This is a genomic window from Candidatus Andeanibacterium sp. (genome assembly GCF_057143545.1).
The window spans coordinates 1-23,810 of record NZ_DBNHSF010000083.1 but is presented as its reverse complement, the minus strand read 5'-3'; the positions used below and the strand labels follow the sequence as shown (position 1 = coordinate 23,810).

The following is a 23,810-nucleotide window of genomic DNA, read 5'->3' as shown; positions in this document are numbered from 1 at the left end:
CTCGAGGATTCCTGCCCGCCCGAGAAGTTCAAGGCGTTCCGCGCGGCGCATCCGGACCATATCGCGCTGACCTATATCAACTGCTCGACCGAGGTGAAGGCGCTCAGCGACATCATCGTCACCTCATCCAGCGCCGAGACGATCCTCCAGCAGATCCCCAGGGACCAGAAGATCATCTTCGGGCCCGACCGGCACCTCGGCGGCTATCTCAGCCGCAAGTTCGGCCGCGAGATGCTGTTGTGGCCGGGCGTGTGCATCGTCCACGAGGCCTTCAGCGAGACCGAACTCCTCAAGCTCAAGGCCCAGCATCCCGGCGCCCCGGTCGCCGCGCATCCCGAATGTCCGCCGGCGATCCTCGACCATGCCGACCATGTCGGCTCGACCAGCAGCATTCTCAATTTCGCCAAGACTTTCGCAGGCGACACGCTGATCGTCGCGACCGAGCCGCACATCATCCACCAGATGGAAAAGGCACTGCCCGAGAAGACTTTCATCGGCGCGCCGGGGGCGGACGGCAACTGCAACTGCAACATCTGCCCCTATATGGCGCTCAACACGATGGAGAAGCTCTATCTCTGCCTGCGCGACCTCGAGCCCAGGATCGAGATTGAGGAGAGCCTGCGGCTGGCGGCGAAAAAGAGCCTCGACCGGATGCTCGAGATGGCGAGCGGGACGGTGGGTAAGGGGGATCTGGGTCCGAGCGGGGATTGACAAATGTCGATTCGCACGTTGTGCAAAATGAACCTAACCGCCTGATAAGCAGACCATTTATATCCACAGGCAATTTTTCTTTTTTTTTACGGAAACGCTCTTGATCGGCCAACAATTTTGGGCCACCCATAAATGGCTTTCCCAAAGACACGATTTCTTCGCTTTTTCAGGAAGAGGTGTGTCCAATGAACAGATGGGAAGCTCTTACTAGAATTGTGGTGTCGTTTAACGCACGCGGTTCACCAAGATTAGCCTTTGCAACTGTGTTCCTTTTCGTCGGAATTCCAACGATCTTGGCAGCAGCGGTCATTGCAGGAATAGCGCCAAATATCCCCTATCTAGACTGAGTGCGGAGAAGGGAAACAAGCGCATGCGATCCTACCCCGCCCCCACATTCCTCGGCGCGGTTTCCCTTGGGAACAGCACGATTATCACCCCGCCACCGCCTTCCGCACCATCTCCGGCTCGGCCTCGATCGCCTTGAGATAGGCCCTCACCGCCTTCGGCGGCATGTAGCGCGCCATCTCGTATTGCCGCAGGCTGGCAAGCGGGATGCCATAGGTCTTCGCGAACTCTTCCTGAGTCATCCCGAGCCGGTGGCGCAGGATGCGGAAGCGGCGGCCCATATGCGCGCGCTCAAGCCCCGCAACCGATACGTCGCGATCTTCAGGATCATTCGGGTCCGCCGGAATGGCGATCGTAGTCTCTTTGTTCACCTGCGTTGCTCCTCCTGACCGAAATGAAGCGAACCACTTCACCACGCCAGACATGGACGGCTGTGTAGAGTTTGCCATCGACCAATCCGATCGCCTTCCAACGCTCTTCCTCGTCGCCGATGCGAATGGTCGGCGTGAGGACGTGAATTGGATCGTCGAAAACCCGCTGGCCGAACGAAAGCCGCAGTCCATGCCTAAACCGGTTGGCTTCGTCCTTGGTCGGGTCGAATTCAAACTCCATGCCGCGTACTGTGTGAATCACACATAGAGTGAAAGCCGAACAAAGTCGAGATCGGAGCTATCCTGGCACCCGCCCCCTAAACCGCCCCCACCTTCCGCGGCGCCGTCTCCTTCAAAAACAGCGCGATCACGAAGCCGACGGCGAGGCCGGCAATCGCGAACGTGAACACGTGCTGGATCCCGCTCGATCCGGCGATCTGCCCGGCGATGATCGGGGCGACGCCGCCGCCGAAAATCTCGCCCGCGCCGATCACGAGGCCGGCGACCGAGGCGATCATGCCGACCGGCGCCGCCTCCGCCGCGACCGGCCCGGCGAGCGTTGCCAGCGCCGAGAAGTTGAACAATGCGGCGAAGAACAGCAACACGAACAGGGTCGTCAGGCTCTCCGCCCCCGCCTGGGTGAAGGCATAGGTGAAACCGGCCGCCAGCACGTAGGAAACCAGGATCGTCAGCTTGCGCCCGATAAAGTCCGACAGGGTCGGCATGGCGAACTGGCCGAGCGCGCCGCCGAAGCCGATCGCCGAGGCGACGAAGCCCATCTCTTGCGGCGACAGCTTCAGATAGTCGATCAGGTAGCTGGGCATCATCGCACCCATCACGAACACCCCGCCCATCGCGCACATCAGCGTGAGCATGGCGAGCGGCACGTTGCGATGGCTGAAGAGGTCCGCGAAGCTCGGCCGCGCCACGACAGGCGCCGTGGCGACGGGAGCGGGAGAAGCGGGCTCGCGCACCAAGAGGTACATCACGAAAGCCATGATCAGGCCCGGAACGCCGACGATCATGAACACCGCGCGCCATTCGGTCACCAGCAGCAGCTGGGTGGCGATGATCGGGCCGATGGCATTGCCCATCAGCGAGATCATGCACTGGAAGATGCCGTTGTTCATGCCCCGCCGCCTGGGGTGCGAGGCTTCGACCGCCACCGCGACTCCGATCGAGGCGACCGGCCCTTCGGCGAGGCCCATGATCGCGCGGATTACCAGCAGGCCGACCAGCCCGCCGGCCATGCCGGTGAAGACCGACATCAGCGAGAAGATGATCACCGCCGGGATCAGCACCCTGCGCCGCCCGACCCGGTCCGACAGGAACCCCATGGCGAAGGCCGAAAGGCCCCAGAATATCGCGAGGATGCCGACGAGATTGCCAAGGTCCTCGTAGGTGAGGCCGAGCTCGTCCATGAAATCCGGGAACAGGACGGGGAGGATGAACCGGTCGAGCCCGACCAGCCCGAAGGTCAGGCTGAGGACCAGGATGATCTTCCACTCATAGGCGGTATCCCAACCGCCAGACATATGCTCCCGCTGCATCGCCCCACCCCCGTGTCGCATCGTTATCGCGCCGATTTACCAGCGGAATTCGCGGTCGTCGAATCCTGCGCGGCCGGGGGGAGGCGGACTATTCGGTTGCGTCTTCGGGCAGGAAGCCTTCGGGCGGCTCGCCCGGGCCTTCGTCGGTCTCTTCGCCGTCTTCGGCTGTTGCCGGCGCGGTCCGCTCGCGCAGCAGCGGCGGCTGCGACTCGAGCCGTTCGAGCGGGATCATCTCGTCGCTGATCGACCCTTCGAGCACTTCGCCCGAGGCGGTCCGGCCATCATCCTCGTCGACGATCGAATCGTCGCCGCCACAGGCGGCGAGCAGGACCATGGGCAAGGCAGCGGCAATCGGGCGTTTCACTTGAGCTCTACTCCACCGTGGTCGTTTCGATCGCTTCGAGAAATTCCGCGAAGCGTGCCTGCATTGCCCTATCCCATGCCGCTTGCGCAACAGGAACGCCAAGCCGGGCCATGCTGGTGACGCCGTATTCGGCGATGCCGCAGGGCACGATTCCGGAGAAATGCGAGAGGTCGGGGTCGAGATTGACCGCGAAACCGTGCATCGTCACCCAGCGGCGCACCCGCACGCCGATCGCGCCGATCTTCGCCTCGCTGCCATCCACGTCGCGGGTCCAGATGCCGATCCGGCCCGGCGCGCGCCAGGCATCGACCCCGAAATCCGCCAGCGTGGCGATCACCCAGCCCTCGAGCGCATGGACATAGGCGCGCACGTCCCTGCCCCGGCGCGACAGATCGATCAGGGGATAGCCGACCCGCTGGCCCGGTCCGTGATAGGTGTAGCGCCCGCCCCTTCCCGTTTCGATCACGTCGAAGCGGGGATCGAGCAGCTCGCCGGCGGCGGCGCTTGTCCCGGCGGTGTAGACCGGTTCGTGTTCGAGCAGCCAGACCAGTTCGGTCGCAGTTCCGGCAGCGATCGTCTCGTTGCGCGCCTGCTGGATCGCCAGCGCAGCGCGATAGGGAACGGGCTCGTAATCGAACCGCCATTCGACGCCGGACTGCAATTTATCCACCATGCGCGATTGCGTGGCCTGCCCTGCGCCGTTTATCAAGCGCGACGAGCAGGAACGGGAATCCAGACATGAAACTCGACATGGGTGCGGCGTGGAACGACGCGGTGGCGATGATCAAGGCAAACACCGAAGTGATGGCGGTCATTGCCGGGGTGTTCTTCTTCCTCCCCAGCCTCGCGGCCGTGTTCCTGGTCCCGCCGCTGGAAGCGCCCCCGGGGGCGGACATCGACGTCGTGACGGACATTCTCGTCGGGTTCTATTCGGATAATGCCCTGCCCCTGGTCCTGCTGACCCTTACCTCGGCGATCGGCTTTATCGCCCTGCTGGCGCTGCTCAGGGACGATCGCAAGCCGACAGTCGGCGATGCGATCAAGACCGGCTTTTTCGGCCTCGTTTCCTATGTCGGTTCGCAATTGATGGTTGCGTTGGGGCTGGCGGTGATCGTGGGGGTCCTGGTGGGTATCCCGGCGAGCCTCGGAATGGACGCGATTGCCGCGGTTGCGGCGCTGGTTGTCGCCGTGCTGTTCGTCTACGTCATGATCAAGCTCTCGATGGTGACACCGGTGATCGCCATCGAGAGGAACCTCAATCCTTTCGGGATCGTGAGGCGATCCTGGCAGCTTACCAAGGGCAACAGCCTGCGGTTGCTGTTGTTCTATCTCCTGCTCGGGCTGGCCTTCGGGGTGATTTCCGTCCTGATCGGAGCCATTGCCGGTCTCCTCTTCGCATTGCTGGGCGAAGGCGAAATCGCGGAGATTGCGAACGGTGCGGTTTCCGGATTGACCAGCGCGGCGGGCAGCCTCGTGTTTGCCGCGATTTTGGCTGCGGTCCACCGCCAGCTGGCCGGACCGTCGACCGGCAGGATCGCTGAAACCTTCGAATAGCGCGAGCTCTGCGAGCCGCGCTCAGTCGGCGGAAGCCTTCCAGCCCCAGGCCAGCTTGCACGGCAGGATGTTGAACCATTCGAAGCCATCGTCGACCCGGTCGAAATGCTCTGCGGTAAGATTGCGCGCGGAGCTGCTGAACTGGTAGGTCAGGAAGGCGCCGCCGGGGCGGATCACCCGCGCGGTGGCCGCTGCGATGCGTGGGCCGACCCCATCGGGCAAGGTCGAAAAGGGCAGGCCCGAAAGAACATAGTCTGCCTGCTCGTGTCCGTGTGCCCGGACGATGTCCTCCACCTCCTCGGCCGAGCCGAGCACGGGAACGAAGCGGCTGTCGCCGATCGTGCGCTTGAGATAATCGATATAGAGCGGGTTGGTGTCGATCACGATCAGCGTGCCGTCGCGCCGCAGCCGGTCGAGTACCGGGCGGCAGAAGGTCCCGACGCCGGGTCCGTATTCGACGAACAGCTTGCAGTTTGCCCAGTCGACCGGGGCGAGCATCCTGCGGATGGTGAAGCCGGAAGAGGGAATGATCGACCCGACCATCACCGGGTGTTCGATAAACCCCTGGATAAACACGCCCCATGGACCGAGGAACTGGCGCAGCTTGCGTTTGAGCCTGTCGCGGTTGCGCTCCTGCGAGAATTCCCGTGCGCTCATGCTGGCGATCTTTCCCTTGCCACGCCCCCGGGCAAGGGGACCATTCTGTTGCCGGACAGGGTTCGCAAATTCGATCCCGAATTGCAAGAATTCAGGCAGAGGATCGGCAATTTGCCGTAAACCATGCGCGAAGTCAGAGGATTTCCTCGATCCGCTCGGGCGGGCGGCACAGTCTGACCCCCTTTTCGGTTTCCACCAGCGGACGCTCGATCAGCTTCGGCTCGGCGACCATGGCGGCGATCACCGTCGCATCGTCGGCCCCGGTCAGTCCCCGTTCCCCGGCATCGGTTCCCGCCAGGCGCAGGCCTTCGCACGCTGCCATCCCGGCATCGCGATAGAGCTGGGCCAGTTTGCCGGCAGTGGGAGGGTCCTTCAGGTACTGGACGACTGTCAGTTCGATCCCGGGCTGGCGTTCGAGTCGTTCGAGCGCCAGGCGCGACTTGCTGCATTGGGGGTTGTGCCAGATCGTGGCTCTCATCCGCCAGTCCTCCTTCCTTGATGCAGGGTTTTCCTAGCGGCCAGAAGATTCGACCTCAAGCCACGAACCCTCTTGTAAATGATAATCGTTCGCAATAGAGGCGTGATTGCGAATCATTTGCATTAATCTAATTGTCCTAGTCAGGGGGTCCAGTGTCTTTCCAATCCGGCTTTTCCCGTTCCATCCTGCTTGCCGGCGCCGCGGCGACCATCGCCGGACCGGCATATGCCGAGGATGCCGAGGAGCGCGACTATCTTCCACGCGACATCGTCGTGGTCGGCGTCAATGAGAATTATACCAGCGCAGACGGTTCGAGCGGGACCAAGACCCCCATTGCATTGATCGACGTGCCCCAGGCCGTCGGCATCATCACGCGCGACCAGCTCGACGACCAGGGAATTCGCGCGCTCTCCGATGCGCTGCGCTACATGCCCGGAGTCTCGCTTGAGACCGGTGAAGGCCATCGCGACGAAGTCTTCATCCGCGGCCAGGAGACCACCGCCGACTTCTTCCTCGACGGGCTGCGCGACGATGCGCAATATTATCGCCCGCTCTACAACATCGAACGGGTCGAAGTGCTCAAGGGCGCCAATGCGCTGATTTTCGGGCGCGGCGGCGGCGGTGGCGTGGTCAACCGCGTTTCCAAGCAGGCCAGTCCGCTGGAACAATTCGCGACCATGTCCGGCAGCGTCGACAGCTTCGGCGCCTGGTCGATCGCGGGGGACCTCAATGCCCCGCTGTCGATGGATGCGGCGCTGCGGCTCAACGCAACCTATGAGGAATTCGCCAATGACCGCGATATCTTCGACGGCCGCTTTATCGGGGTGAACCCGGCATTCTCGGCTAATCTGGGCGAGGCAACGCGCTTTTTCGCCAGCTATTCCTATGACGACGACGATCGGGTTACCGATCGCGGCCTGCCGTCGCTCAACAATCTCCCGCTGTCGGGCTACGACAGCACCTTCTTCGGCGACCGGGATTACAACCGCGCCACCACGAAGGTTCACATCCTGCGCAGCGGAATCGAACACCGGCTTTCGGACTCGGTGACGATCAATGCCACCGGGCAATTCGCCGATTACGACAAGTTCTATTCCAACATCGTGCCGGGCAGCGCGACCGCGAACACGGTGTCCCTCAGCGGCTACCAGAGCGCCACAAGGCGCGAGAACCTGATCGGACAGGTCAACCTCGTTGCCGATCTGGAGACCGGCGGCATCGGCCACACGCTGCTGTTCGGCGTCGAGGCCGGCAGCCAGCAAACCGATTCCGCGCGCGAACAGGCCCTGTTCGACGGGATCTCCTCGAGCGTCACGGTGCCGCTCGCGGAGATCATCTCGGTTCCGGACTTCACGATTTCGCCGCAACGCGCGAGCACCTCGGACCTTGCGACCTTTTCGGTCTATTTCCAGGATCAGCTCGAACTGACCGATTTCCTCCAACTCGTAGCCGGAATCCGCTTCGACAGTTTCGATCTCGAGGCTTCGGACCTGCTGTCCTCCCTCACCGCAACGCGTCAGGACGAGGTGTGGAGCCCGCGCTTCGGCCTGGTGCTGAAGCCGCAGGAATCGCTGTCGCTCTATGCCAGCTATTCGAAAAGCTTCCTGCCCGCCTCGGGCGATCAGTTCACCGAGCTTTCAACCGCCACGGCCACGCTCGAACCGGAAGAATTCGACAATTACGAGATCGGCGTGAAATGGGCGATCAGGCCCGAACTGTTCTTCACCGCCGCATTGTTCCAGCTCGACCGCGGCAACAGCCAGGCCCCCGATCCCGACAATCCCGGATTCGTGGTCCTGACCGGCAAGAGCCGGGTCAAGGGCTTCGAGCTCTCGATCGCGGGCGCGGTGCTGCCCAACCTCAATATCAGTGCCGGCTATACCTATCTCGACGGCAAGTTCACGACCGATACGAGTGCCGCCCCGGCGGGCCGGAGGCTGCAGCAATTGCCCGAGCACCAGGTCAGCCTGTGGGGCCGCTACGATTTCAGCGAAACGATCGGTATCGGGCTGGGCGTGGTCCACCAGTCGGACCAGTTCGCCTCGAACAGCAACACCGTGGTGCTGCCTGCCTATACCAGGGTCGATGCCGCGATCTATTTCGACTTGATCGAGAACCTCGCGCTGCAGGTCAATCTCGAAAACCTACTCGACGAGGATTACTATCCCAGCGCGCACGGCAACAACAACATCCAGCCGGGCGACCCGTTCAGCGCATCGTTGGGAGCAAGACTGAAATTCTGATCAGGGCCGGCGTGCCGGTGTGACTATTCCTCGTCGGTGGCGCCAAGCGCCGGAACCGACCGCGCCGCGTCTTCCGTCCGGATGCCCGGCGCGGGCGCGGCGCTGATCGTCTCCCGCCTGAGGGCGACCTGGCCGGCCAGCCGGATCGCCCTGACCAGCCGCGGATAGACCCCGCAACGGCACAGGTTGGGAACCGCTTCCCTGATCTCCTCCTCCGAGGCGCCGGGATTGTTCTCGATCAGCGCGGCGGCGGCCATGACGATCCCGGGGGTGCAGAAGCCGCACTGGATGGCCTGTTCCGCTACCAGCGCCTGCTGCACCGGGTGCGAACGATCGCGCGACAGGCCCTCGATCGTGGTGACAAAGCGCCCTTCGGCCTCGGCGATGGTGATCAGGCAGGTCCGCAGCGCCTGCCCGTCGACGATCGCCATGCAGGCGCCGCAATCGCCTTCGCCGCAGCCATATTTGGTGCCGGTAAGGTTCGCGGCGTCGCGCAGCGCCCATAGCAGCGGCGTATCGGGATCCATGTCGAAGCGGACCGGCCGCCCGTTGATGGTCATGCTGGACATGGATTGCCTCTAGGAGATTGGCGGTGGAGGAGCATAGTTTTCAAGATAGAAGCAGCGCTCGCAACGATAGGTCGCAATCGGCAGGAGTCTGCGGGACTTGATCTTTGCCCCGGTCCATCTGCTCACTTCAGGTACGCCTTCGACCCATTCGGCCACCTTCCTGGTCGAGTCGGTCTTGTCGAGTGTGAAGCCCTCGCTCATGCGTCCCCCGCATTTGGGGCAGGTCTTGGCGTTCAGCACCGGCTAGTTTCGCCAGCTCGTATCGATGGTGTCGATCTTGCGCTTCCAGGCCTCGAAATCGAGCACGCCGAAGCCGGCGTTGAACATCTTCGAGGCGTCGGCCTTGTGGGTTTCGAGCACATCGGGCCCGACCTCGATCGGCTTGCCCAATGCGCTGGTCTTGACCTGGATCTCGCAGGCGCGCTGGAGCATGTAATATTTGAGGAACATCTCGGGGATGGTTTCGCCCATCACCACCGGGCCGTGGTTGCGCAGCATCAGCACGCGGTGGTTGCCGAGATTGCGGACCAGCCGTTCGCCCTCTTCCGCGCGCACGGTGATGCCCTCGAAATCGTGATAACCGATCTCGCCTTCGAAGAAGCAGGAATAGAAATTGGTCGGCGTCAGCCCGTCCTCGCTCGAACACACCGCCATTGTGTCGGGCGTGTGGGTGTGGACGATCGCATGTGCCCAGGGCAGCTGCTTGTGGAACACCGAATGCTGGGTGAAGCCGGCGAGGTTCACCAGGTGCGGGCTGCCGTCGAGCTTGTTGCCTTCGCTGTCGATCTTGACGAGGTTCGACGCGGTCACCTCGGACCACAGCAGGCCGAACGGGTTGATCAGGAATGCCTCTTCGCCCGGCACCCTGAGCGTGATGTGGTTGTAGATACTCTCGCACCAGCCGAGATGGTCGAAGATGCGGTAGCAGGCGGCAAGATCCTGCCGCGCCTTCCATTCCGCCTCGCTGCATTCGTATCCGGTCTTCAACTGGGTCGCCATCGCGCCTCTCCGTTCGGGCTGAGCTTGTCGAAGCCCTGCTTTTTCTTCACCCTTGCAGTTTGACGCAAGAACAGCCGTTGGGCAACGCCCACCTGCGGTTCCGACAAGCTCAGGGCGAACGGGGAAATGTCCGATGGAAGAAGAAACACTCAGCTGGGGCCAGCGATTCGGAGCGGTGATGCAGGTGGCCTATGTCGTCGCCGATTTGCGCAAGGCGATCGACTTCTACCAGAAGGCGCTCGGCACCGGGCCGTTCTTTGTCCTCGAACACGTCACATCCCCGGCCCGGATCTATCGCGGCAAGAACTATCCGGCCGAAACGAGCCTGGGCATGGCCTTTTCCGGCAACGTCAATGTCGAGCTGATCCAGGTTCACGACAACGCGCCATCGGTGCTGCGCGAAGGGATCGAACGCTATGGCTACGGCTTCCATCACTTCGGGGTGCCGTTCGCGGATGTCGAAGCGGCCGAAGCGCGCTACAAGGCCGAAGGCTATGTCGAGGTCAGCCGCAACCCGGTCCCGACCGGCGGCGAGGTCGTGTTCCTCGATCCGCCCAATCCGGCGCAGCCCGGCTATATCGAACTGCTGCCGGTCAATCCCGGGATGGACGAAACCTTCCGGCGGTTCTGGGCAGCGGCACAGGATTGGGACGGCAGGGACCCGATCAGGCCGTTTGTCTAGTCCAGGGCGAGTTCCCGCGCAGGCGGGGACCTCATGCAATCAGGCCTGAGGCCCCGGCCTTCGCCGGGGCTCGCGCTTCGCTCGCAATGACGAAGTTGACAAAACAGCGGCTCTCGGCGAGCCATGCGCCGACCAATCGCGGGAATCGCGCGACGAAACGATCGCGCGCCCGCTCCGGGGAGAGAGATTATGCCGAATACGCTGGGTTACGACCAGCCAATGGGCGGAATTGCGCAAACCGCCTTCATCGTTCCGGACCTTCAGGAAGCCATGGCCCATTATGTTCGCGACGCTCGCGTGGGCCCGTTCTTCGTGCTGCCGAACTTCCTCCAGCCGGGCCAGGTCTATCGCGGCTCGCCCTCGACCGCCGATGTCACTATCGCGATGGGCTTTGCCGGGCACATGCTGATCGAGCTGATCCAGCCGCTCGATGACAATCCTTCCGTCTACCAGGAAACGAAGGCGCTGCGTGGCTACGGCTTCCATCATTGGGGCATCGCCTACGAGGACGTCTATACTGCCGAGGCGGAGTATCACGCCAAGGGCTACGAGACGGCCTACCGGGCAGCCGTTCCGACCGGCGGCGAAGTGATCGTCCTCGACAACGGCACCGGCGCGCGCGACGGGTTTCTCGAATTGTTGCCGGTGACGCCGGGCATGGACGAGACCTTCACCCGCTTCTGGAAGGCCTCGCTCGACTGGGACGGGAGCGACCCGGTCCGCAGCTTCCTCTGACAACTCACAGAATCCAAATTCGCCGCACGCTATCAGGCGGCAGGGAGAGATAGAAATGGCAAGCACCGCCGCCGAGCAGAAGCAAGGCAACTGGGTCACCAACTCGCCAGGCTACCAGACACTACTGGTGTTCCTCCTGAGCCTCAATTTCGGGATCGTGTTCTTCGACCGGCAAGCGCTCAATGTGCTGATGCCCTTCGTCCAGCCCGAGCTCGGGCTGTCCGGAACCCAGATCGGCGTTATCGCAGGTGGTTTGAGTTTCAGCTGGGCGATCGCGGCCTTCTTTGTCGGGCGCCTCTCCGACACGCTCGGCAAGCGCAAGATCCTGCTGATCATCGCCACGATCGCCTTCTCGCTCTGTTCGTTCCTGACGGGGCTGGCGACGAGTTTCGCGTTCCTGTTTGCCGCCCGCTTGCTGATGGGCGCAGCCGAAGGCGGCGTGATGCCGATCAGCCACGCGATGGTGGCGAGCGAGGTCAATCCCGAACGCCGTGGGCTCGCCCAGGGCGTGGCCCAGAATCTCGGCTCGAACCTGCTAGGCAGCTTTGCCGCGCCGGTCGTGCTCGTCCTGTTCGCCCAGATGTTCAGCTGGCGCGAGGCCTTCTACCTGGCAGCATTGCCCGGGCTCGTCTCGGCGGCGCTGATCTGGTTCATGCTCGACGAGCCCAAGCCGGTCGCGCGCGAGGCAAAGCCCAAGGTTACCGCCGGGCAGGCCGTGAGCGATTACATCGCCGAAGTCGGCCGCGCGATGAAGGTCCGCAACATGTGGATCTGTGTGGTCGTGGGCATATTGATGGTCGCCCATTTCGTGATCACCTGGGCCTTCATGCCGGTGTTCCTGGTGCAGGCGCGCGGGATGGACGAGACGTCGATGAGCTGGCTGGTCGGCTCGCTTGGCATCGCCGCGGCGATCTACAGCTTTGCCGTCTCGGGCCTGTCGGACAAGATCGGGCGCAAGCCGGTGATGGTGTTCCTGCCCTTCCTCTCGCTGGTCGGGCCGCTCGGCGTACTCCTGCTCGATCCGGCCAATTTCGCCGGGAGCGGACCGTTCGGCCTGTCGGGCTATGCAACCGTCCTGATCCCGATCTTCTTCATTGGCTGGATGGTCAACGGCACCTTCCCGATCTTCATGGCGACCATTCCGTCGGAAACCTTCAAGCCGGTCCATCATGCGACGGTGCTCGGCCTGGCGATGGGGTTCTGCGAAGTGCTGGGCGGCGTGTTCGGACCGCCGGTCGCGGGGGCGCTGAACGATGCCTTCGGGATGGATACGTTCCTGTATGTCCTGATGGGACTGGCAGTGGTCAGCGGCTTCGTCGCCATGGGCCTCCAGGAAACGGCGCCCGCGGCGCTCCGCAAGCGCGGCAAGGTTTTCGAAGCAGTCTGAGCGCGCCGCTTTGCTTGCGCCGGTCCGGCCCATTGGGCAGGATGCGCCATGCCGAGTCTCGCCAAGGGATCGCAATTGGGAGGACATCTAATGCCTGAAGCACCCACCACCGAGCCCTGGGCCGGCACGCCGCCGGTGCCGCATTCGCTGAGGCCCGGTGCCAAGCCCGAAGCCTATATGGCGAAGATCGCCGAGGGGGACGAGCGGCTCTATGTCCCGATCGGGCGGCCGGCGGTGGAAGACGTCTATTCCAAGCCGGTCTGGATCAGCCCGACGCTCAACATGTGGGCCGACGTGCTGATGGCCAAGAAGCCCTGCATCGTGAACCGGCACTACCATCCCAAGCCGATCTGGGCGTATACGATCAGCGGCAAATGGGCCTATCTCGAACACGAGTGGACCGCGACCGCGGGCGATTTCATCTTCGAGACTCCGGGCGAGAGCCACACGCTGGTGTCCTACGAACACCCCGACCCGATGCGGGTGTTCTTCGTCGTTTCCGGCCCGCTGATGTGGATCGACGAAGCGGGCAACACGGTCGGCCATTACGACGTGTTCGATTACATCCGCGACGCGCGGGCGCACTACAAGGAGGTCGGCATTGCCGACGACTATCTCGACAGCCTGATGCGCTAGGATGCATACATCCCTCTCCCCTGAAGGGGAGAGGGAGGAGCCCCGTCTGGGGCGGAGGGAGAGGGGAATGTAACAAACTCCCCCCTCTCCCAACCCTCTCCCCCTGAAGGGGAGAGGGCAAATACCAACCAAAGGACCAATCCCTCATGGCCAATACGATGAAAGCCCCGGCATCGGACGTGAAAAGGATCGTCGATGTCCCGTTCAATCACCGCGACCTGGTCGAGCGGATCAGCCCGGGCGGGCGCTATATCGACATGGAATCGGACGTCGACAGCCCGTGGGTCCCGTTCGGGCCGAGCGCGGCGATCAAGCATCTGAGCTTCGATGTCCGGACCAACACCTATTCGAACATATTGTGGATGAAGGGCCCCGGCACGATCGGAACCCATTTGCATCGCGGCACCGTGACCATGGTCACCATCACTGGCTCGGTCCGCTATCTCGAATATGACTGGGTCGGCACTCCCGGCGGGCTGATCCTCGAAGTGCCGGGCGAGGCGCATACGCTGGTCACCGAGCATCCCGAAGGCTGCAAGCTGTTCGGCTGGATGACCGGCCCGATCGAATTCTACGATGCCGACGGCAAGTTCGTGGAGACGGTCGATGTCTGGTGGATGATCAGCCACTACGAAGCCTACTGCAAGGAGCAGGGCATCGCGGTGAACCCTAAGCTTTATCTTTGACCCCGAGCCCCCGCGAAGGCGGGGGCCTCAGGCGTCGCGCACCATTGAATGAGGTCCCCGCCTCCGCGGGGACGCAAGAGGACGAAATGACCGACCCACGCACATTGGACCAGTTCGACATCACCGGACGCTCGGCGCTGGTTACCGGCGCAGCCAGCGGGATCGGCCTCGCCTATGCCGAGGTCATGGCGGAGGCGGGCGCGAAGGTGTCCCTGACAGATATCGATGGCGAAGGCGCGGAACGCGAAGCCGCGCGGTTGCGGTCGGAAGGCTTCGACGCCCGCGCGGACGTCTGCGATGTCGCCGACCTCGCCCAGGTTGCCGCCGCGGTCGACAACCATGTCGCGGCCTATGGCGGGCTCGATATCTGCTTCGCCAATGCCGGGCTCGATGTCGGCAACGGCTTCTGGACCCCCAACGACAAGCGCAATCCCGCCGGCCAGATCGACGTCTACGATCCGCAAGCGTGGTACAAGTCGATCGGGATCAACCTCACCGGCCAGTTCCACACCGTGCGCGAAGCCGCCCGGGCAATGAAGATGAACGAGAAGACCGGCAGGCGCCGCGGCGGTTCGATCGTGATGACCAGCTCGAATGCCGCCGAGGTCAACGAGGCGATCGTCGGCGTGCCCTATATGGCGGCCAAGGCGGGGGTGAAGCACTTCATGCGCCACGCGGCCTATGAGCTTGCCGCCTTCGGGATCCGCGTGAACGCCATCGCGCCGGGACCGTTCGTGACAAACATCGGCGATGGCTGGGTCAAGAAGAACCCCGCCGCGAAGGCGGCGTGGGACAAGATGGTCCCGGTCGGGCGGATGGCCGAGACCTACCAGATCAAGCCGCTCGCCCTTTTGCTCGCCAGCGATGCGGGGAGCTATATGACCGGCAGCCACGTGATGATCGATGGCGGCATGCAGCTCGGCACGGTCAAGCCGCTGGTGTTCGAAGGAGAGTGATCATGCGCAAGTTCCTGTTGCCGCTCGCAGCCCTGGCCGCGCTTTTTCCGGCGCCCGCCACCGCGCAGGACAAGCCGCTCACTGTCGAAGTCCTGCGCACCAGCGCCGGTTCGCTCCATTCGAACGCCGCGCTGATCATGGGCGAGAAGGACGCGGTGCTGGTCGATCCGCCTTTCACCAAGGCCGATGCCCACCGGGTGGCAGCGATGGTGCTCGACAGCGGCAAGAACCTAACCCACATCTTCGTCACCCACGATCATCCTGACCATTTCTTCTCGATGGACGTGCTGGCCGAGGCCTTTCCCGACGCCGAGATCGTCGCCCATCCCGACGTCGTCGCCGCGATCTGGCGCTCGCTGCCGTTCAAGGTTCGCCGCTGGAGCCCGATGCTGGGACCGAACGGTCCGGCGCATCCTTCCGCGCCGGACGCGATGGACAGCGACACGATCGTGCTCGAAGGCCACGAACTCAGGGTAATCGGGCCGATGTGGGGCGATCATGCGGTTTCGACCGCGCTTTGGGCGCCCGGAATCAGGGCGCTGTTCCCCGGCGACCTCGTCTTCAACGAGGTGCATCTCTGGCTCGGCGAGCATGACCCCGAGAACGTGGCGGCCTGGGGCGAGTCGATCGAAACCCTGGCCGCGCTCGAGCCGGAGATTGTCGTCGCCGGACACGCCAGGCCCGGCCTGCCGAACGATGTCAGCGGGATCGACTTCACCCGCGCCTATCTGGCGGCCTGGCCGCGCCTGGTTGCCCAAGCGAACGACGCGGCAGGATTGCAGGAACTGGTGAAGGCCGAATTTCCGACCACGATCGACGTGCTCGACAATTTCATCCTGGTCAATTCATCCCAGGTCGCGATGGGCGAACAGCCGAAATGGGAAGAATGAGCAGCATTCTTTCGCAATCGCACCAGAACGCGTTTGCAATGCCGGTCCGCTAGGCGGTAGGCGGCACGCACCATGAACGGCAAGACCCCGACCTATTCGATCGTCACCACCTGCAAGGGCCGGCTCGACGATCTCAAGCAATCGCTGCCCCGTTTCGTGGCGCAGGACGATTGCGAGGTGATCGTCGTCGATTACGATTGCCCGCAACAGACCGGCGATTTTGTCGAACGGCACTTCCCCGGCGTGAAACTGGTCCGGGTGGCCGACCGGCCGAAGTTCAACCTGCCCGAGGCCCGCAATCTGGGGGTCGAACAGGCAAGCGGCAAGGTGCTGGTCTTCCTCGATGCCGACGTGATCGTGGCGGAGGATTTCCTGCCGCGGATCGCCTTTCCGCACGATCAGTTCGTCTATGGGACGTTCCGCGGCGAAACCAACAATTCGCTGCGCGGCAGCTGCATGATCAGGCGCGAGGATTTCGACCGGATCGGCGGGTATGACGAATTGCTGTCGGGATACGAGGGCGAGGACCTCGATATCTATATGCGGCTCAGGGTGCTGGGCGCCGAGCGCGTCTATCTCGATGAGGCGGCGGTCGAACAGGTCATCGACCAGACCGACGAAGAGCGGCTGCAATACCGCCCGCGCAATTTGCGGATGCAATTCCTGCGCGGCCAGCTCTACCAGCTGAGCAAGGAATTGCTGTTGCGCTCGCAAGACATGTTCGAGGTCGATCTCGATACCAGGCGCAAGATCATGGCCCAGGTCAACCGCCAGATCGGGCCGCTGATGAAAGGCGAGCGCGACTTCAAGCTGACCCTCAACTTCCCGGACCGCTACAAGCGCGGCCTGCTTGGCGATTTCGAATTCACCACTGCGGTCTCGGTCATGGCCAAGCGCAAACCGCGGAAACAGCAGGGGAAGAATTAGCCATGCGCGCCGTCACCTTCCAGGCCCTGCACCAGCCACTGCAATTCGCGGACCTGCCCGACCCGACGCCACAGGCGGGCGAAGTGGTGGTCAAGGTCGGACGCTGCGGGATCTGCGGCAGCGACCTGCACATGACCGAGGACGCGGTATATGGCTGCAAGCAGGGTGACGTATTGGGCCACGAATTCGCCGGCGAGGTGGTCGCGCTCGGATCGGGCGTCGAGAAGCTCAAGACCGGCGATCTCGTCTCGGTCATCCCGCTGATGAGCTGCGGGCATTGCGAGCATTGCCGCAAGGGCGAAGTGCAATGGTGCGAACAATTCGGCCTGCAGGGCGGCGGCTATGCCGAATTCGCGACCACCAGGCCGAACCAGTGCGTGAAGCTGCCGGGCGATGTCTCGCTGGCAGACGGCGCGATAATCGAGCCGCTCGCGGTTGCGCTGCATGGCGTGAACCTGTCGGGCCTCAAGAAGGGCGACAAAGTGCTGGTTCTGGGCGCGGGGCCGATCGGGCTGGCGGTCGCCTTCTGGGCCAGGCGTATGGGCGCGGCCAGGATCGCGGTCCAGGACATTGCCGAGCACCAGCGCAACCGCGCGCTCGAAATGGGCGCGGACGTCTTCGTGGTCGACCCGCAAGACCCGATCGGCAGCGCGACACGCGCACTGGGCGGCAAGGCCGATATCGTGTTCGAATGCGTCGGCATCCCGGGGCTGATCGAACAGGCGGTCCAGCAGGTGCGCAACCGCGGCACAATCCTGCTGCTCGGCCTGTGCACCAGGCCCGACACGTTCAACAGCTTCGCGATGCTCTCGAAAGAGGTGCGCCTCGTCACCAGCGCCTTCTTCACCCGGCAGGAATACGAGGCCGCGCTCGACGCGCTGGCGGCAGGAGCGATGGAACCGCGGCTGCTGGTGACCGACACGATCGCGCTCGACGAGACGCCGGAAGTGTTCGAACAACTCAAGCACCGCACCAGCCAATGCAAGGTCTTGATCGCACCTTGAGCCTTTGGCCAAACCGGTCGGGCAGGGGAAGGAAGAGGAAGCAGACTGTGAACGCAAGATTCGGCAAGGAACCCGCGCTGGCGGAGTTGGTCGCGGGCCTCAGGGCGGGCGAACTCGACTTCGCCGACGATCCGGCCAAGGCCCGCGTGGATTTCGAAGCGGCGCTGGCCTTGAGCCCGGTCGCCGACGACCTCGCTTTCGAGGAGGTCGAGTTGGCCGGCGTCAAGATCCTCAAGGGGAGCTACGACGGAGCGGACCCCGATCGCGCGCTGCTCTATCTCCATGGCGGGGCCTTCATTGCCGGGAGCGCCTTCGGTTATCGCGGCCTCGCCGCCGAACTGGCCCGCGCGGGCGGATTGACGAGCTGGTCGGTCGATTACCGGCTCGCGCCGGAGCATCCGTTCCCGGCCGCGGTCGAGGATTGCCTCGCGGTCTATCGGGTCCTCGTCGCCCAGGGCATTCCTCCGGCGAGAATCATCCTGGCGGGAGACAGCGCCGGCGGCGGGCTCGTGCTCTCGACCCTGATCGCCCTGCGCAATGCCGGCGAAAGCCTCCCCGCGGCGGCCATCCTGCTCTCGCCCTTCGCCAACCTCGCCTGCGACGGCTCGACCTACGCCACGAAGGCCGATGTCGACCCCTCGCTCACGGTCGAAGGCCTGCGTGCGGGCGCGGCGAAGTATCTGGGTTCGACCGATCCGCGACACCCCGAAGCATCGCCCACCTTTGACAGCCTGGCAGGCTTGCCGCCTTTGCTGATCCAGGTCGGCTCGGCCGAGATCCTGCTCGACGATGCGATCCGGATTGCCGAAGTGGCAGGTGCGGCAGGCACACCGGTAAGGCTCGATATCTGGCCGAACATGCCGCATGTCTTCCCCGCCTTCGCCTTCATGCTTGAGGCAGGAAAGCTGGCGCTGCAGGATGCTGGGCAATTCATGAGGCAGGCCCTGGCGGGCTAGACCAACAAGTGGAGGGGACCATGAGCGAGCGCAATCCGATTCCGGCCGAACTGGATGTCCTCGTCGTCGGCGCGGGCTTTGCGGGAATCTACATGCAATACAGCCTGCGCGAGGCGGGCTTCACCTCGCATGTTGTCGAAGCGGGATCGGGCCTTGGCGGCACGTGGTTCTGGAACCGCTATCCCGGGTGCCGCTGCGACATCCCGAGCATCGATTACTCCTATTCCTTCTCGCCCGAGCTTGAGCAGGAATGGCGCTGGACGGAACGCTACGCCACCCAGCCGGAAATCCTCGCCTATCTCGACCACGTCGCCGAACGCTTCGACCTCAAGCGTGACATGACTTTCGACACGAGAGTGACGAGGGCAGCCTGGAACGAGGACACCCATGACTGGACGGTCGAGACCGATCGCGGCGACACGATCACGGCGCGCTTCGTGGTGCTCGGCACCGGATCGCTCTCGAAGCCGAACCCGCCCGACCTGCCCGGGCTCGAAAACTTCGAAGGCGTCATCGTCCAGACCGCCCAATGGGACGATTCGATCGATGCGAGCGGCAAGCGGATCGCCGTGTTCGGAACCGGTTCGTCGGGTATCCAGGCAATCCCGCAACTGGCCCGGATCGCCAGCAAACTGACGGTCTTCCAGCGCACGCCCAATTATGCGGTGCCGGCCAGCAACCACGCCTTGAGCGACGAGCAATTCAAGGAGGCGATTGCGGATATTCGCACCGCGCGCGACAAGGCGCGGCATTCGCCTTTCGGTTTTCCCGGAGACATCCTCCCCGGATCGGCCAGGGCGGATAGCGAGGAAGGCCGGGCGCGACGCTTCGAGCAGCAGTGGCATGCCGGCACCACCGGGCTGCTGATGGCCTATGAGGACCTGCTGTTCGACGAAACGAGCAATGCCTACGCCGCGCAATTCGTGCGCGACAAGATCGCCTCGATCGTTGGCGATCCGGACAAGGCCCGCAAGCTGAGTCCGGCCTATCCGCTCGCCTCGCGGCGGATGTGTTCGGAAATCGATTTTTACGCCACCATGGCGCGCGACGATGTGACGCTGGTCGATGTCCGCGAAGAGCCGGTGTTCGAAGTCACGGCGGACGAAATCGTGACCGAAAAGGGGAGGTATCCCGCCGACATCATCGTCTTCGCGACAGGGTTCGAGGCCTGCATCGGCGCGATCAAGGCGATCGACATTCGCGGCAGGGGCGGCGCCTCGCTGAAGCGCGAATGGGAGATGGGGCCGCGCAGCTATCTCGGACTGACGGTCGCGGGATTCCCGAACCTGTTCACCGTGACCGGCCCCGGTAGCCCGTCGGTATTGTCGAACATGGTGGTTTCGATCGAGCAGCATGTCGAATGGATCACACAATGCCTCAAGGATATGCGTGAAAGTGGCTCGACCACGGTCGAACCGGAGCGGGCGGCCGAGCAGGCCTGGATGCACCATGTCGACGAGGTCGCCAACATGACACTCTTCCCGCGCGCCAGCAGCTGGTACAAGGGCAAGACCGCCGATGGGGCCGAGGTGTTCATGCCCTATGTCGGCGGAGTCGGCACCTATCGCGCCAAATGCAACGAGATCGTCGAGGCCGGATATGCGGGCTTTTCGATGACAGCAGATGTGACGGCCTGAACGAAATCCCCTCGATCCCGGGGGCGAATGCCCCACTCACAAAAGTTTCCGGTGAAACCTGCAGGTGCGCCAATGCAACGCTTTGGCGCAATCCGGCGTTTTGCACTCAATTTTCCTCCCCGATGCGATTGACGCGCTTTTTATGAATATGTATTCATATTCACATTAAGTGCGAATGCGGATTCGCGTTCGTATAATTCCGGTCGGGGAAGCCCGATGACCGGGAGGGAGTGCATTGCCGGGGCCGAACCGGGCCGAGGCATGAAACAACGGGGAGGGAATTACGTGACTACCATTACTCACAAGTCCGCTCGGCAGGCGTTCCGCAAGGTGCTTGCCTGCGGTGCCAGCCTGGCCGTTCTCGGCATCGGCGCAACCCCTGCATTGGCGCAGGATCAGGAAGATGACACTCCGATTGTCGTCACCGGTTCGCGCCTGATCGTGCCTTCCGGCATGGATACGCCGGTTCCGGTTACGGCCGTCGAAGCCGAAGTGCTGGACGCGATGGATCCTTCCTCGCTGATCAGCAGCGTCTCGCAGCTTCCCCAGTTCTTCGCCAACACCACGCCCAATTTCAGCAACTTCTTCGTGCGCGGCGGCACGGGCAACCTCAACCTGCGCGGCCTGGGCCAGAACCGGACACTGACCCTGCTTAACGGCCGCAGGGTTCCTTCGAGCAGCGCCTTCGGCGGGGTCGACATCAACCTTTTCCCCGAGGCGATGATCAGCGGGATCGAGGTCGTGACGGGCGGTGCATCGGCGGCTTACGGTACCGATGCTGTCGCGGGCGTGACGAACTTCCTGATCGATACCAATTTCACGGGCCTGACAATCGATCTGCAAGGCGGCATCACCGGCGAAGGCGACGGCGAAAACTACGAGGCGAGCATCGCCTATGGTGTTCCTCTCGGAGATCGCGGCCACTTCCTCGTTTCCGGTTCCTATGCCAACCAGGAAGGCGTGCACGACATCACTTCGCGCGACTGGTACAACAGCACCGGCGCAGTGAACGTGGGCGGTGTGTGGACCGATTTTCCGGATGTCCACTCGATGACCGCTTCGTTCGACGGCATCATTTCTTCGACCAACCCGGCGATCAACGGCCTCGCCTTCGATCGCAACGGCAATTATGCGCCGTTCGTTCCGGGTTCGGTGACCCAAGGTTCGATCGGCGGAGCCGGTCCGGCTGCCGGTCGCACGGTTGGCGGTGACGGGGATGATCTCAACAGCGAGGTTTTCACGCTCTATCCGGATACCGAACGCTACAATATCTTCGCCTATGCCGATTACGAGCTGGCCGACAACGTAACCGTATTCGCGCAATATATGCACGGATATAATCGCCAGTTCCAATGGAACAATCCGCGCGCGTCGCTGCAGGGTGCGCCGACCGCGATAACTATCTTCCAGGACAATGCCTTTTTGCCGGATTCACTGCGCGACATCATGGTCGCGAACAATATTCAATCGTTCAACCTGCGGCGTGTCGGCAGTATCGAAGACATCGGTGACGTCTGGTTCGAAGACCACATCACCCAGAATATCGGGACGGTCGGCTTCGATGCCGATATCGACAGCAATGGCGGCTTCCTCGATGGCTGGAACATCAACGGCTACTACCAGTACGGCCACAGCCGCCGCGTGTGGGACCAGCACACCCTGCGTATCGACCGTATCTTTGCCGCGGTTGACGCAGTGGATGACGGTACTGGCAACATTGTCTGCCGCGTCTCGCTCGATCCCGAAGGCGCTGCAGCCTTTCCGGGCTGCCAGCCGCTCAACCTGTTCGGCCGCGGCAACGCATCGGCGTCGGCGATCGATTACGTGCTCGGCAACGATGTTGGCCTCAACATCACCACGCCGCTCTATTTCGCCAATCTCGGTTTGACCGGCGAGACGCTGAGCTACACTTCGGTGGCGCCCAAGCGTAACATCACCACCTTCGAACAGCACTTCGCGGAAGTTTCCGCGAGCGGCGAAGTGATCGACCTTCCGGCCGGCCCGCTTTCGCTTGCTCTGGGCGCTTCCTATCGCGAGGAATCGATCTATCAGGTGGTCCAGGATACGGCGAACCTGCAATCGAACCACGACGGGGCCTATCACCCGTGCAGCCTTGCCACGGCCGCGACTCTCGGTCTACGCGGCCTGAGCCCGCCGGACTGCGGCAACACCGTTGCCTTCCAGTTCTCGAAAGTCTCGAACATCCAGGGCAATGCCAATGTCAAGGAACTCTTCGCCGAAACGCTGATCCCGATCTTCGACACGGGCTCGGGCACATCGCTGACGGTCAACCTTGCCGGCCGCTGGGCGGATTATTCCGGTTCGGGCGAAATCTGGGCCTACAAGGGCGGTGTCGATTTCAACGTGGTCGAAGGCCTGCGCCTGCGCGGCACCTATTCGCGCGACGTGCGTGCCGGCAACCTGTCGGAGCGCTTCGACAAGACCGGCGGCGTCGGTAACGTCAACGATGTACGCAGCGCGGCCGAGAATCCGACCTGGGGCGGCCAGACCTACCAGGTCACCGTATTCTCCGGCGGCAACCCCGCCATCCGGCCCGAAGAGGCGGACACCTACACTGTGGGTGCCGTGCTCCAGCCGGCCTTCTTCCCCGGCTTCTCGGCCTCGGTGGACTGGTACCAGGTCGAGATTACCGATGCGATCGCCACTGTCGGCACCCAGGAAGTGGTCCGTCGTTGTTTCGAAGACGACGAGCAGCAGTTCTGCGACCTGATCACCACCGACGCAGCCGACAACGGAAAGATCATCCTGGTTGGCAACCAGTTCGTGAACGTCGCCCAGTCGCGGGTGGAAGGCATCGACGTCGAACTCGGCTATCGTAGTGATATCAACCTCCTCGGTGGCGGGAACGAGCGCATTTCGAGCCGCGTTTTCCTCGCCTGGTTGCTTGACCGGTCCGATATCGGCGCGACCGGGGCGGTGACCAACTTTGACGGCCTCACCGGCGTCGCTCCCGATACCGGCGGTCTCGGCCTGTTCCCGCGCTTCCGGGCAACCGGCAATTTGACCTACAATAACGGTCCGTTCTCGCTGTTCTTCCAGGGTCGCGTGATCGGTTCGGGCGCGCGCAGCTTTACCCTGGCGCCGGAAGCGATCGCGGACAACGATACGCCTTCGGTGTTCTATGCCGATATGCGGCTTTCTTACGAACTCGAGTTTGGCGATACGACAATCGAACTTTGGGGTTCGGTCACCAACCTGTTCGACAAGGATCCTCCGGTCGAAGGCACCTATTCGACCTTCACCGGCGCTTCGACCCAGTACAATGCCGGCCTGTTCGACGTCCTCGGGCGCCGTTTCACGATCGGCGCGAAATTCGAAATGTAGATCTCCTTATCACAGGAAGGGGATGGGGCGGGTGGCTTCGGCCATCCGCCCTTTTTTTGGCCTTCGCCCTGCGCGCGGCCGTGGCTCCCGAAAATCCTTGCCTTGCTAAGAATTCGCGCTTGCATGCC

General features: G+C 63.1%; 25 protein-coding genes. 15 read left to right on the top strand and 10 right to left on the bottom strand.

Going from position 1 to position 23,810, the window contains the following annotated elements; genetic code table 11:
* On the top strand, positions 1 to 711 hold a 711-nt coding region (locus tag AC16XC_RS05290; RefSeq protein WP_484033603.1), incomplete at its 5' end, for a quinolinate synthase.
* Between the two features lie 431 nt (positions 712 to 1,142).
* Here the strand turns inward: AC16XC_RS05290 and AC16XC_RS05285 are convergent.
* The 5 genes from AC16XC_RS05285 to lipB form a co-directional block, all read right to left on the bottom strand.
* Entirely contained in the window at positions 1,143 to 1,427 is a 285-nt protein-coding gene (locus tag AC16XC_RS05285) for a helix-turn-helix domain-containing protein (RefSeq protein WP_484033602.1), read from the bottom strand.
* On the bottom strand, positions 1,384 to 1,668 hold the full coding sequence (locus AC16XC_RS05280; RefSeq protein ID WP_484033601.1) for a BrnT family toxin: 285 nt from the start codon (positions 1,666 to 1,668) through the stop codon (positions 1,384 to 1,386). The genes AC16XC_RS05285 and AC16XC_RS05280 overlap by 44 nt, the downstream gene beginning before the upstream one ends.
* Before the next feature lie 76 nt (positions 1,669 to 1,744).
* A complete protein-coding gene (locus tag AC16XC_RS05275; protein ID WP_484033600.1) occupies positions 1,745 to 2,962 on the bottom strand; it encodes an MFS transporter in 1,218 nt (405 codons plus the stop codon).
* 103 nt (positions 2,963 to 3,065) lie between these two features.
* Positions 3,066 to 3,341: a hypothetical protein gene (locus tag AC16XC_RS05270; RefSeq protein WP_484033599.1), complete on the bottom strand. Its 276-nt coding sequence runs from the start codon at positions 3,339 to 3,341 to the stop codon at positions 3,066 to 3,068.
* Between the two features lie 7 nt (positions 3,342 to 3,348).
* Entirely contained in the window at positions 3,349 to 4,014 is a 666-nt protein-coding gene (lipB, locus tag AC16XC_RS05265) for a lipoyl(octanoyl) transferase LipB (protein ID WP_484033598.1), read from the bottom strand.
* Positions 4,015 to 4,079: 65 nt separating this feature from the next.
* Between lipB and AC16XC_RS05260 the strand changes: the two genes are divergently transcribed.
* A complete protein-coding gene (locus tag AC16XC_RS05260) occupies positions 4,080 to 4,895 on the top strand; it encodes a glycerophosphoryl diester phosphodiesterase membrane domain-containing protein (protein ID WP_484033597.1) in 816 nt (271 codons plus the stop codon).
* A gap of 21 nt (positions 4,896 to 4,916) precedes the next feature.
* On the opposite strand, the gene AC16XC_RS05255 is transcribed toward AC16XC_RS05260, so the two are convergent.
* Together AC16XC_RS05255 and AC16XC_RS05250 are read right to left on the bottom strand one after the other, a co-directional pair.
* Positions 4,917 to 5,552: a class I SAM-dependent methyltransferase gene (locus tag AC16XC_RS05255; protein ID WP_484033596.1), complete on the bottom strand. Its 636-nt coding sequence runs from the start codon at positions 5,550 to 5,552 to the stop codon at positions 4,917 to 4,919.
* A 133-nt stretch (positions 5,553 to 5,685) separates the two neighbouring features.
* A complete protein-coding gene (locus tag AC16XC_RS05250) occupies positions 5,686 to 6,030 on the bottom strand; it encodes an arsenate reductase family protein (protein ID WP_484033595.1) in 345 nt (114 codons plus the stop codon).
* Positions 6,031 to 6,182: 152 nt separating this feature from the next.
* Here AC16XC_RS05250 and AC16XC_RS05245 point away from each other — a divergent pair, with 152 nt between their 5' ends.
* Positions 6,183 to 8,273, top strand: coding sequence for a TonB-dependent receptor (locus tag AC16XC_RS05245; RefSeq protein WP_484033594.1), 2,091 nt, complete (start codon positions 6,183 to 6,185; stop codon positions 8,271 to 8,273).
* Positions 8,274 to 8,296: 23 nt separating this feature from the next.
* Here the strand turns inward: AC16XC_RS05245 and AC16XC_RS05240 are convergent, their stop codons facing one another.
* The 3 genes from AC16XC_RS05240 to AC16XC_RS05230 are packed head-to-tail and all read right to left on the bottom strand — an operon-like array spanning position 8,297 to position 9,841.
* Positions 8,297 to 8,842 carry a (2Fe-2S)-binding protein gene (locus AC16XC_RS05240; RefSeq protein ID WP_484033593.1) on the bottom strand — a complete coding sequence of 182 codons (546 nt, stop codon included), beginning with the start codon at positions 8,840 to 8,842 and terminating at the stop codon, positions 8,297 to 8,299.
* A 9-nt stretch (positions 8,843 to 8,851) separates the two neighbouring features.
* On the bottom strand, positions 8,852 to 9,082 hold the full coding sequence (locus tag AC16XC_RS05235) for a hypothetical protein (protein WP_484033592.1): 231 nt from the start codon (positions 9,080 to 9,082) through the stop codon (positions 8,852 to 8,854).
* A gap of 3 nt (positions 9,083 to 9,085) precedes the next feature.
* The gene (locus AC16XC_RS05230) at positions 9,086 to 9,841 is read right to left on the bottom strand and encodes a class II aldolase/adducin family protein (RefSeq protein ID WP_484033591.1); all 756 of its coding nucleotides are present in this window, start codon (positions 9,839 to 9,841) and stop codon (positions 9,086 to 9,088) included.
* Between the two features lie 133 nt (positions 9,842 to 9,974).
* Between AC16XC_RS05230 and AC16XC_RS05225 the strand changes: the two genes are divergently transcribed.
* The 12 genes from AC16XC_RS05225 to AC16XC_RS05170 all read left to right on the top strand — a co-directional run bounded on the left by AC16XC_RS05225 (position 9,975) and on the right by AC16XC_RS05170 (position 23,682).
* Positions 9,975 to 10,523 (top strand): VOC family protein, encoded by a 549-nt coding sequence (locus AC16XC_RS05225; protein WP_484033590.1) that lies wholly within the window; start codon positions 9,975 to 9,977, stop codon positions 10,521 to 10,523.
* A 189-nt stretch (positions 10,524 to 10,712) separates the two neighbouring features.
* A complete protein-coding gene (locus AC16XC_RS05220; RefSeq protein WP_484033589.1) occupies positions 10,713 to 11,258 on the top strand; it encodes a VOC family protein in 546 nt (181 codons plus the stop codon).
* A 55-nt stretch (positions 11,259 to 11,313) separates the two neighbouring features.
* Positions 11,314 to 12,645 carry an MFS transporter gene (locus AC16XC_RS05215; RefSeq protein ID WP_484033588.1) on the top strand — a complete coding sequence of 444 codons (1,332 nt, stop codon included), beginning with the start codon at positions 11,314 to 11,316 and terminating at the stop codon, positions 12,643 to 12,645.
* A 90-nt stretch (positions 12,646 to 12,735) separates the two neighbouring features.
* Positions 12,736 to 13,281, top strand: a complete 546-nt coding sequence (locus AC16XC_RS05210; RefSeq protein WP_484033587.1) for a 2,4'-dihydroxyacetophenone dioxygenase family protein — start codon at positions 12,736 to 12,738, stop codon at positions 13,279 to 13,281.
* A 158-nt stretch (positions 13,282 to 13,439) separates the two neighbouring features.
* Positions 13,440 to 13,967, top strand: coding sequence for a 2,4'-dihydroxyacetophenone dioxygenase family protein (locus AC16XC_RS05205; protein WP_484033586.1), 528 nt, complete (start codon positions 13,440 to 13,442; stop codon positions 13,965 to 13,967).
* Between the two features lie 86 nt (positions 13,968 to 14,053).
* Positions 14,054 to 14,923 (top strand): SDR family NAD(P)-dependent oxidoreductase, encoded by an 870-nt coding sequence (locus tag AC16XC_RS05200; protein WP_484033585.1) that lies wholly within the window; start codon positions 14,054 to 14,056, stop codon positions 14,921 to 14,923.
* 2 nt (positions 14,924 to 14,925) lie between these two features.
* Positions 14,926 to 15,813, top strand: coding sequence for an MBL fold metallo-hydrolase (locus AC16XC_RS05195; protein WP_484033584.1), 888 nt, complete (start codon positions 14,926 to 14,928; stop codon positions 15,811 to 15,813).
* A 72-nt stretch (positions 15,814 to 15,885) separates the two neighbouring features.
* The gene (locus AC16XC_RS05190; protein WP_484033583.1) at positions 15,886 to 16,740 is read left to right on the top strand and encodes a glycosyltransferase family 2 protein; all 855 of its coding nucleotides are present in this window, start codon (positions 15,886 to 15,888) and stop codon (positions 16,738 to 16,740) included.
* A 2-nt stretch (positions 16,741 to 16,742) separates the two neighbouring features.
* On the top strand, positions 16,743 to 17,744 hold the full coding sequence (locus tag AC16XC_RS05185; protein WP_484033582.1) for an alcohol dehydrogenase catalytic domain-containing protein: 1,002 nt from the start codon (positions 16,743 to 16,745) through the stop codon (positions 17,742 to 17,744).
* Between the two features lie 47 nt (positions 17,745 to 17,791).
* Complete coding sequence (locus tag AC16XC_RS05180) at positions 17,792 to 18,700, top strand: alpha/beta hydrolase (RefSeq protein WP_484033581.1); 909 nt, start codon at positions 17,792 to 17,794, stop codon at positions 18,698 to 18,700.
* Between the two features lie 20 nt (positions 18,701 to 18,720).
* Positions 18,721 to 20,337, top strand: coding sequence for a flavin-containing monooxygenase (locus tag AC16XC_RS05175; RefSeq protein WP_484033580.1), 1,617 nt, complete (start codon positions 18,721 to 18,723; stop codon positions 20,335 to 20,337).
* A gap of 285 nt (positions 20,338 to 20,622) precedes the next feature.
* On the top strand, positions 20,623 to 23,682 hold the full coding sequence (locus AC16XC_RS05170; RefSeq protein ID WP_484033579.1) for a TonB-dependent receptor domain-containing protein: 3,060 nt from the start codon (positions 20,623 to 20,625) through the stop codon (positions 23,680 to 23,682).
* The last annotated feature ends 128 nt before the right edge of the window (positions 23,683 to 23,810 follow it).

Coding starts and splice junctions, on each gene's coding strand:
- AC16XC_RS05280 (WP_484033601.1), bottom strand. CDS start 1,668: ATGGAGTTTGAATTCGACCCGACCAAGGACGAAGCCAACCGGTTTAGG.
- AC16XC_RS05275 (WP_484033600.1), bottom strand. CDS start 2,962: ATGTCTGGCGGTTGGGATACCGCCTATGAGTGGAAGATCATCCTGGTC.
- lipB (WP_484033598.1), bottom strand. CDS start 4,014: ATGGTGGATAAATTGCAGTCCGGCGTCGAATGGCGGTTCGATTACGAG.
- AC16XC_RS05260 (WP_484033597.1), top strand. CDS start 4,080: ATGAAACTCGACATGGGTGCGGCGTGGAACGACGCGGTGGCGATGATC.
- AC16XC_RS05255 (WP_484033596.1), bottom strand. CDS start 5,552: ATGAGCGCACGGGAATTCTCGCAGGAGCGCAACCGCGACAGGCTCAAA.
- AC16XC_RS05250 (WP_484033595.1), bottom strand. CDS start 6,030: ATGAGAGCCACGATCTGGCACAACCCCCAATGCAGCAAGTCGCGCCTG.
- AC16XC_RS05240 (WP_484033593.1), bottom strand. CDS start 8,842: ATGTCCAGCATGACCATCAACGGGCGGCCGGTCCGCTTCGACATGGAT.
- AC16XC_RS05230 (WP_484033591.1), bottom strand. CDS start 9,841: ATGGCGACCCAGTTGAAGACCGGATACGAATGCAGCGAGGCGGAATGG.
- AC16XC_RS05225 (WP_484033590.1), top strand. CDS start 9,975: ATGGAAGAAGAAACACTCAGCTGGGGCCAGCGATTCGGAGCGGTGATG.
- AC16XC_RS05220 (WP_484033589.1), top strand. CDS start 10,713: ATGCCGAATACGCTGGGTTACGACCAGCCAATGGGCGGAATTGCGCAA.
- AC16XC_RS05215 (WP_484033588.1), top strand. CDS start 11,314: ATGGCAAGCACCGCCGCCGAGCAGAAGCAAGGCAACTGGGTCACCAAC.
- AC16XC_RS05210 (WP_484033587.1), top strand. CDS start 12,736: ATGCCTGAAGCACCCACCACCGAGCCCTGGGCCGGCACGCCGCCGGTG.
- AC16XC_RS05205 (WP_484033586.1), top strand. CDS start 13,440: ATGAAAGCCCCGGCATCGGACGTGAAAAGGATCGTCGATGTCCCGTTC.
- AC16XC_RS05200 (WP_484033585.1), top strand. CDS start 14,054: ATGACCGACCCACGCACATTGGACCAGTTCGACATCACCGGACGCTCG.
- AC16XC_RS05195 (WP_484033584.1), top strand. CDS start 14,926: ATGCGCAAGTTCCTGTTGCCGCTCGCAGCCCTGGCCGCGCTTTTTCCG.
- AC16XC_RS05190 (WP_484033583.1), top strand. CDS start 15,886: ATGAACGGCAAGACCCCGACCTATTCGATCGTCACCACCTGCAAGGGC.
- AC16XC_RS05185 (WP_484033582.1), top strand. CDS start 16,743: ATGCGCGCCGTCACCTTCCAGGCCCTGCACCAGCCACTGCAATTCGCG.
- AC16XC_RS05175 (WP_484033580.1), top strand. CDS start 18,721: ATGAGCGAGCGCAATCCGATTCCGGCCGAACTGGATGTCCTCGTCGTC.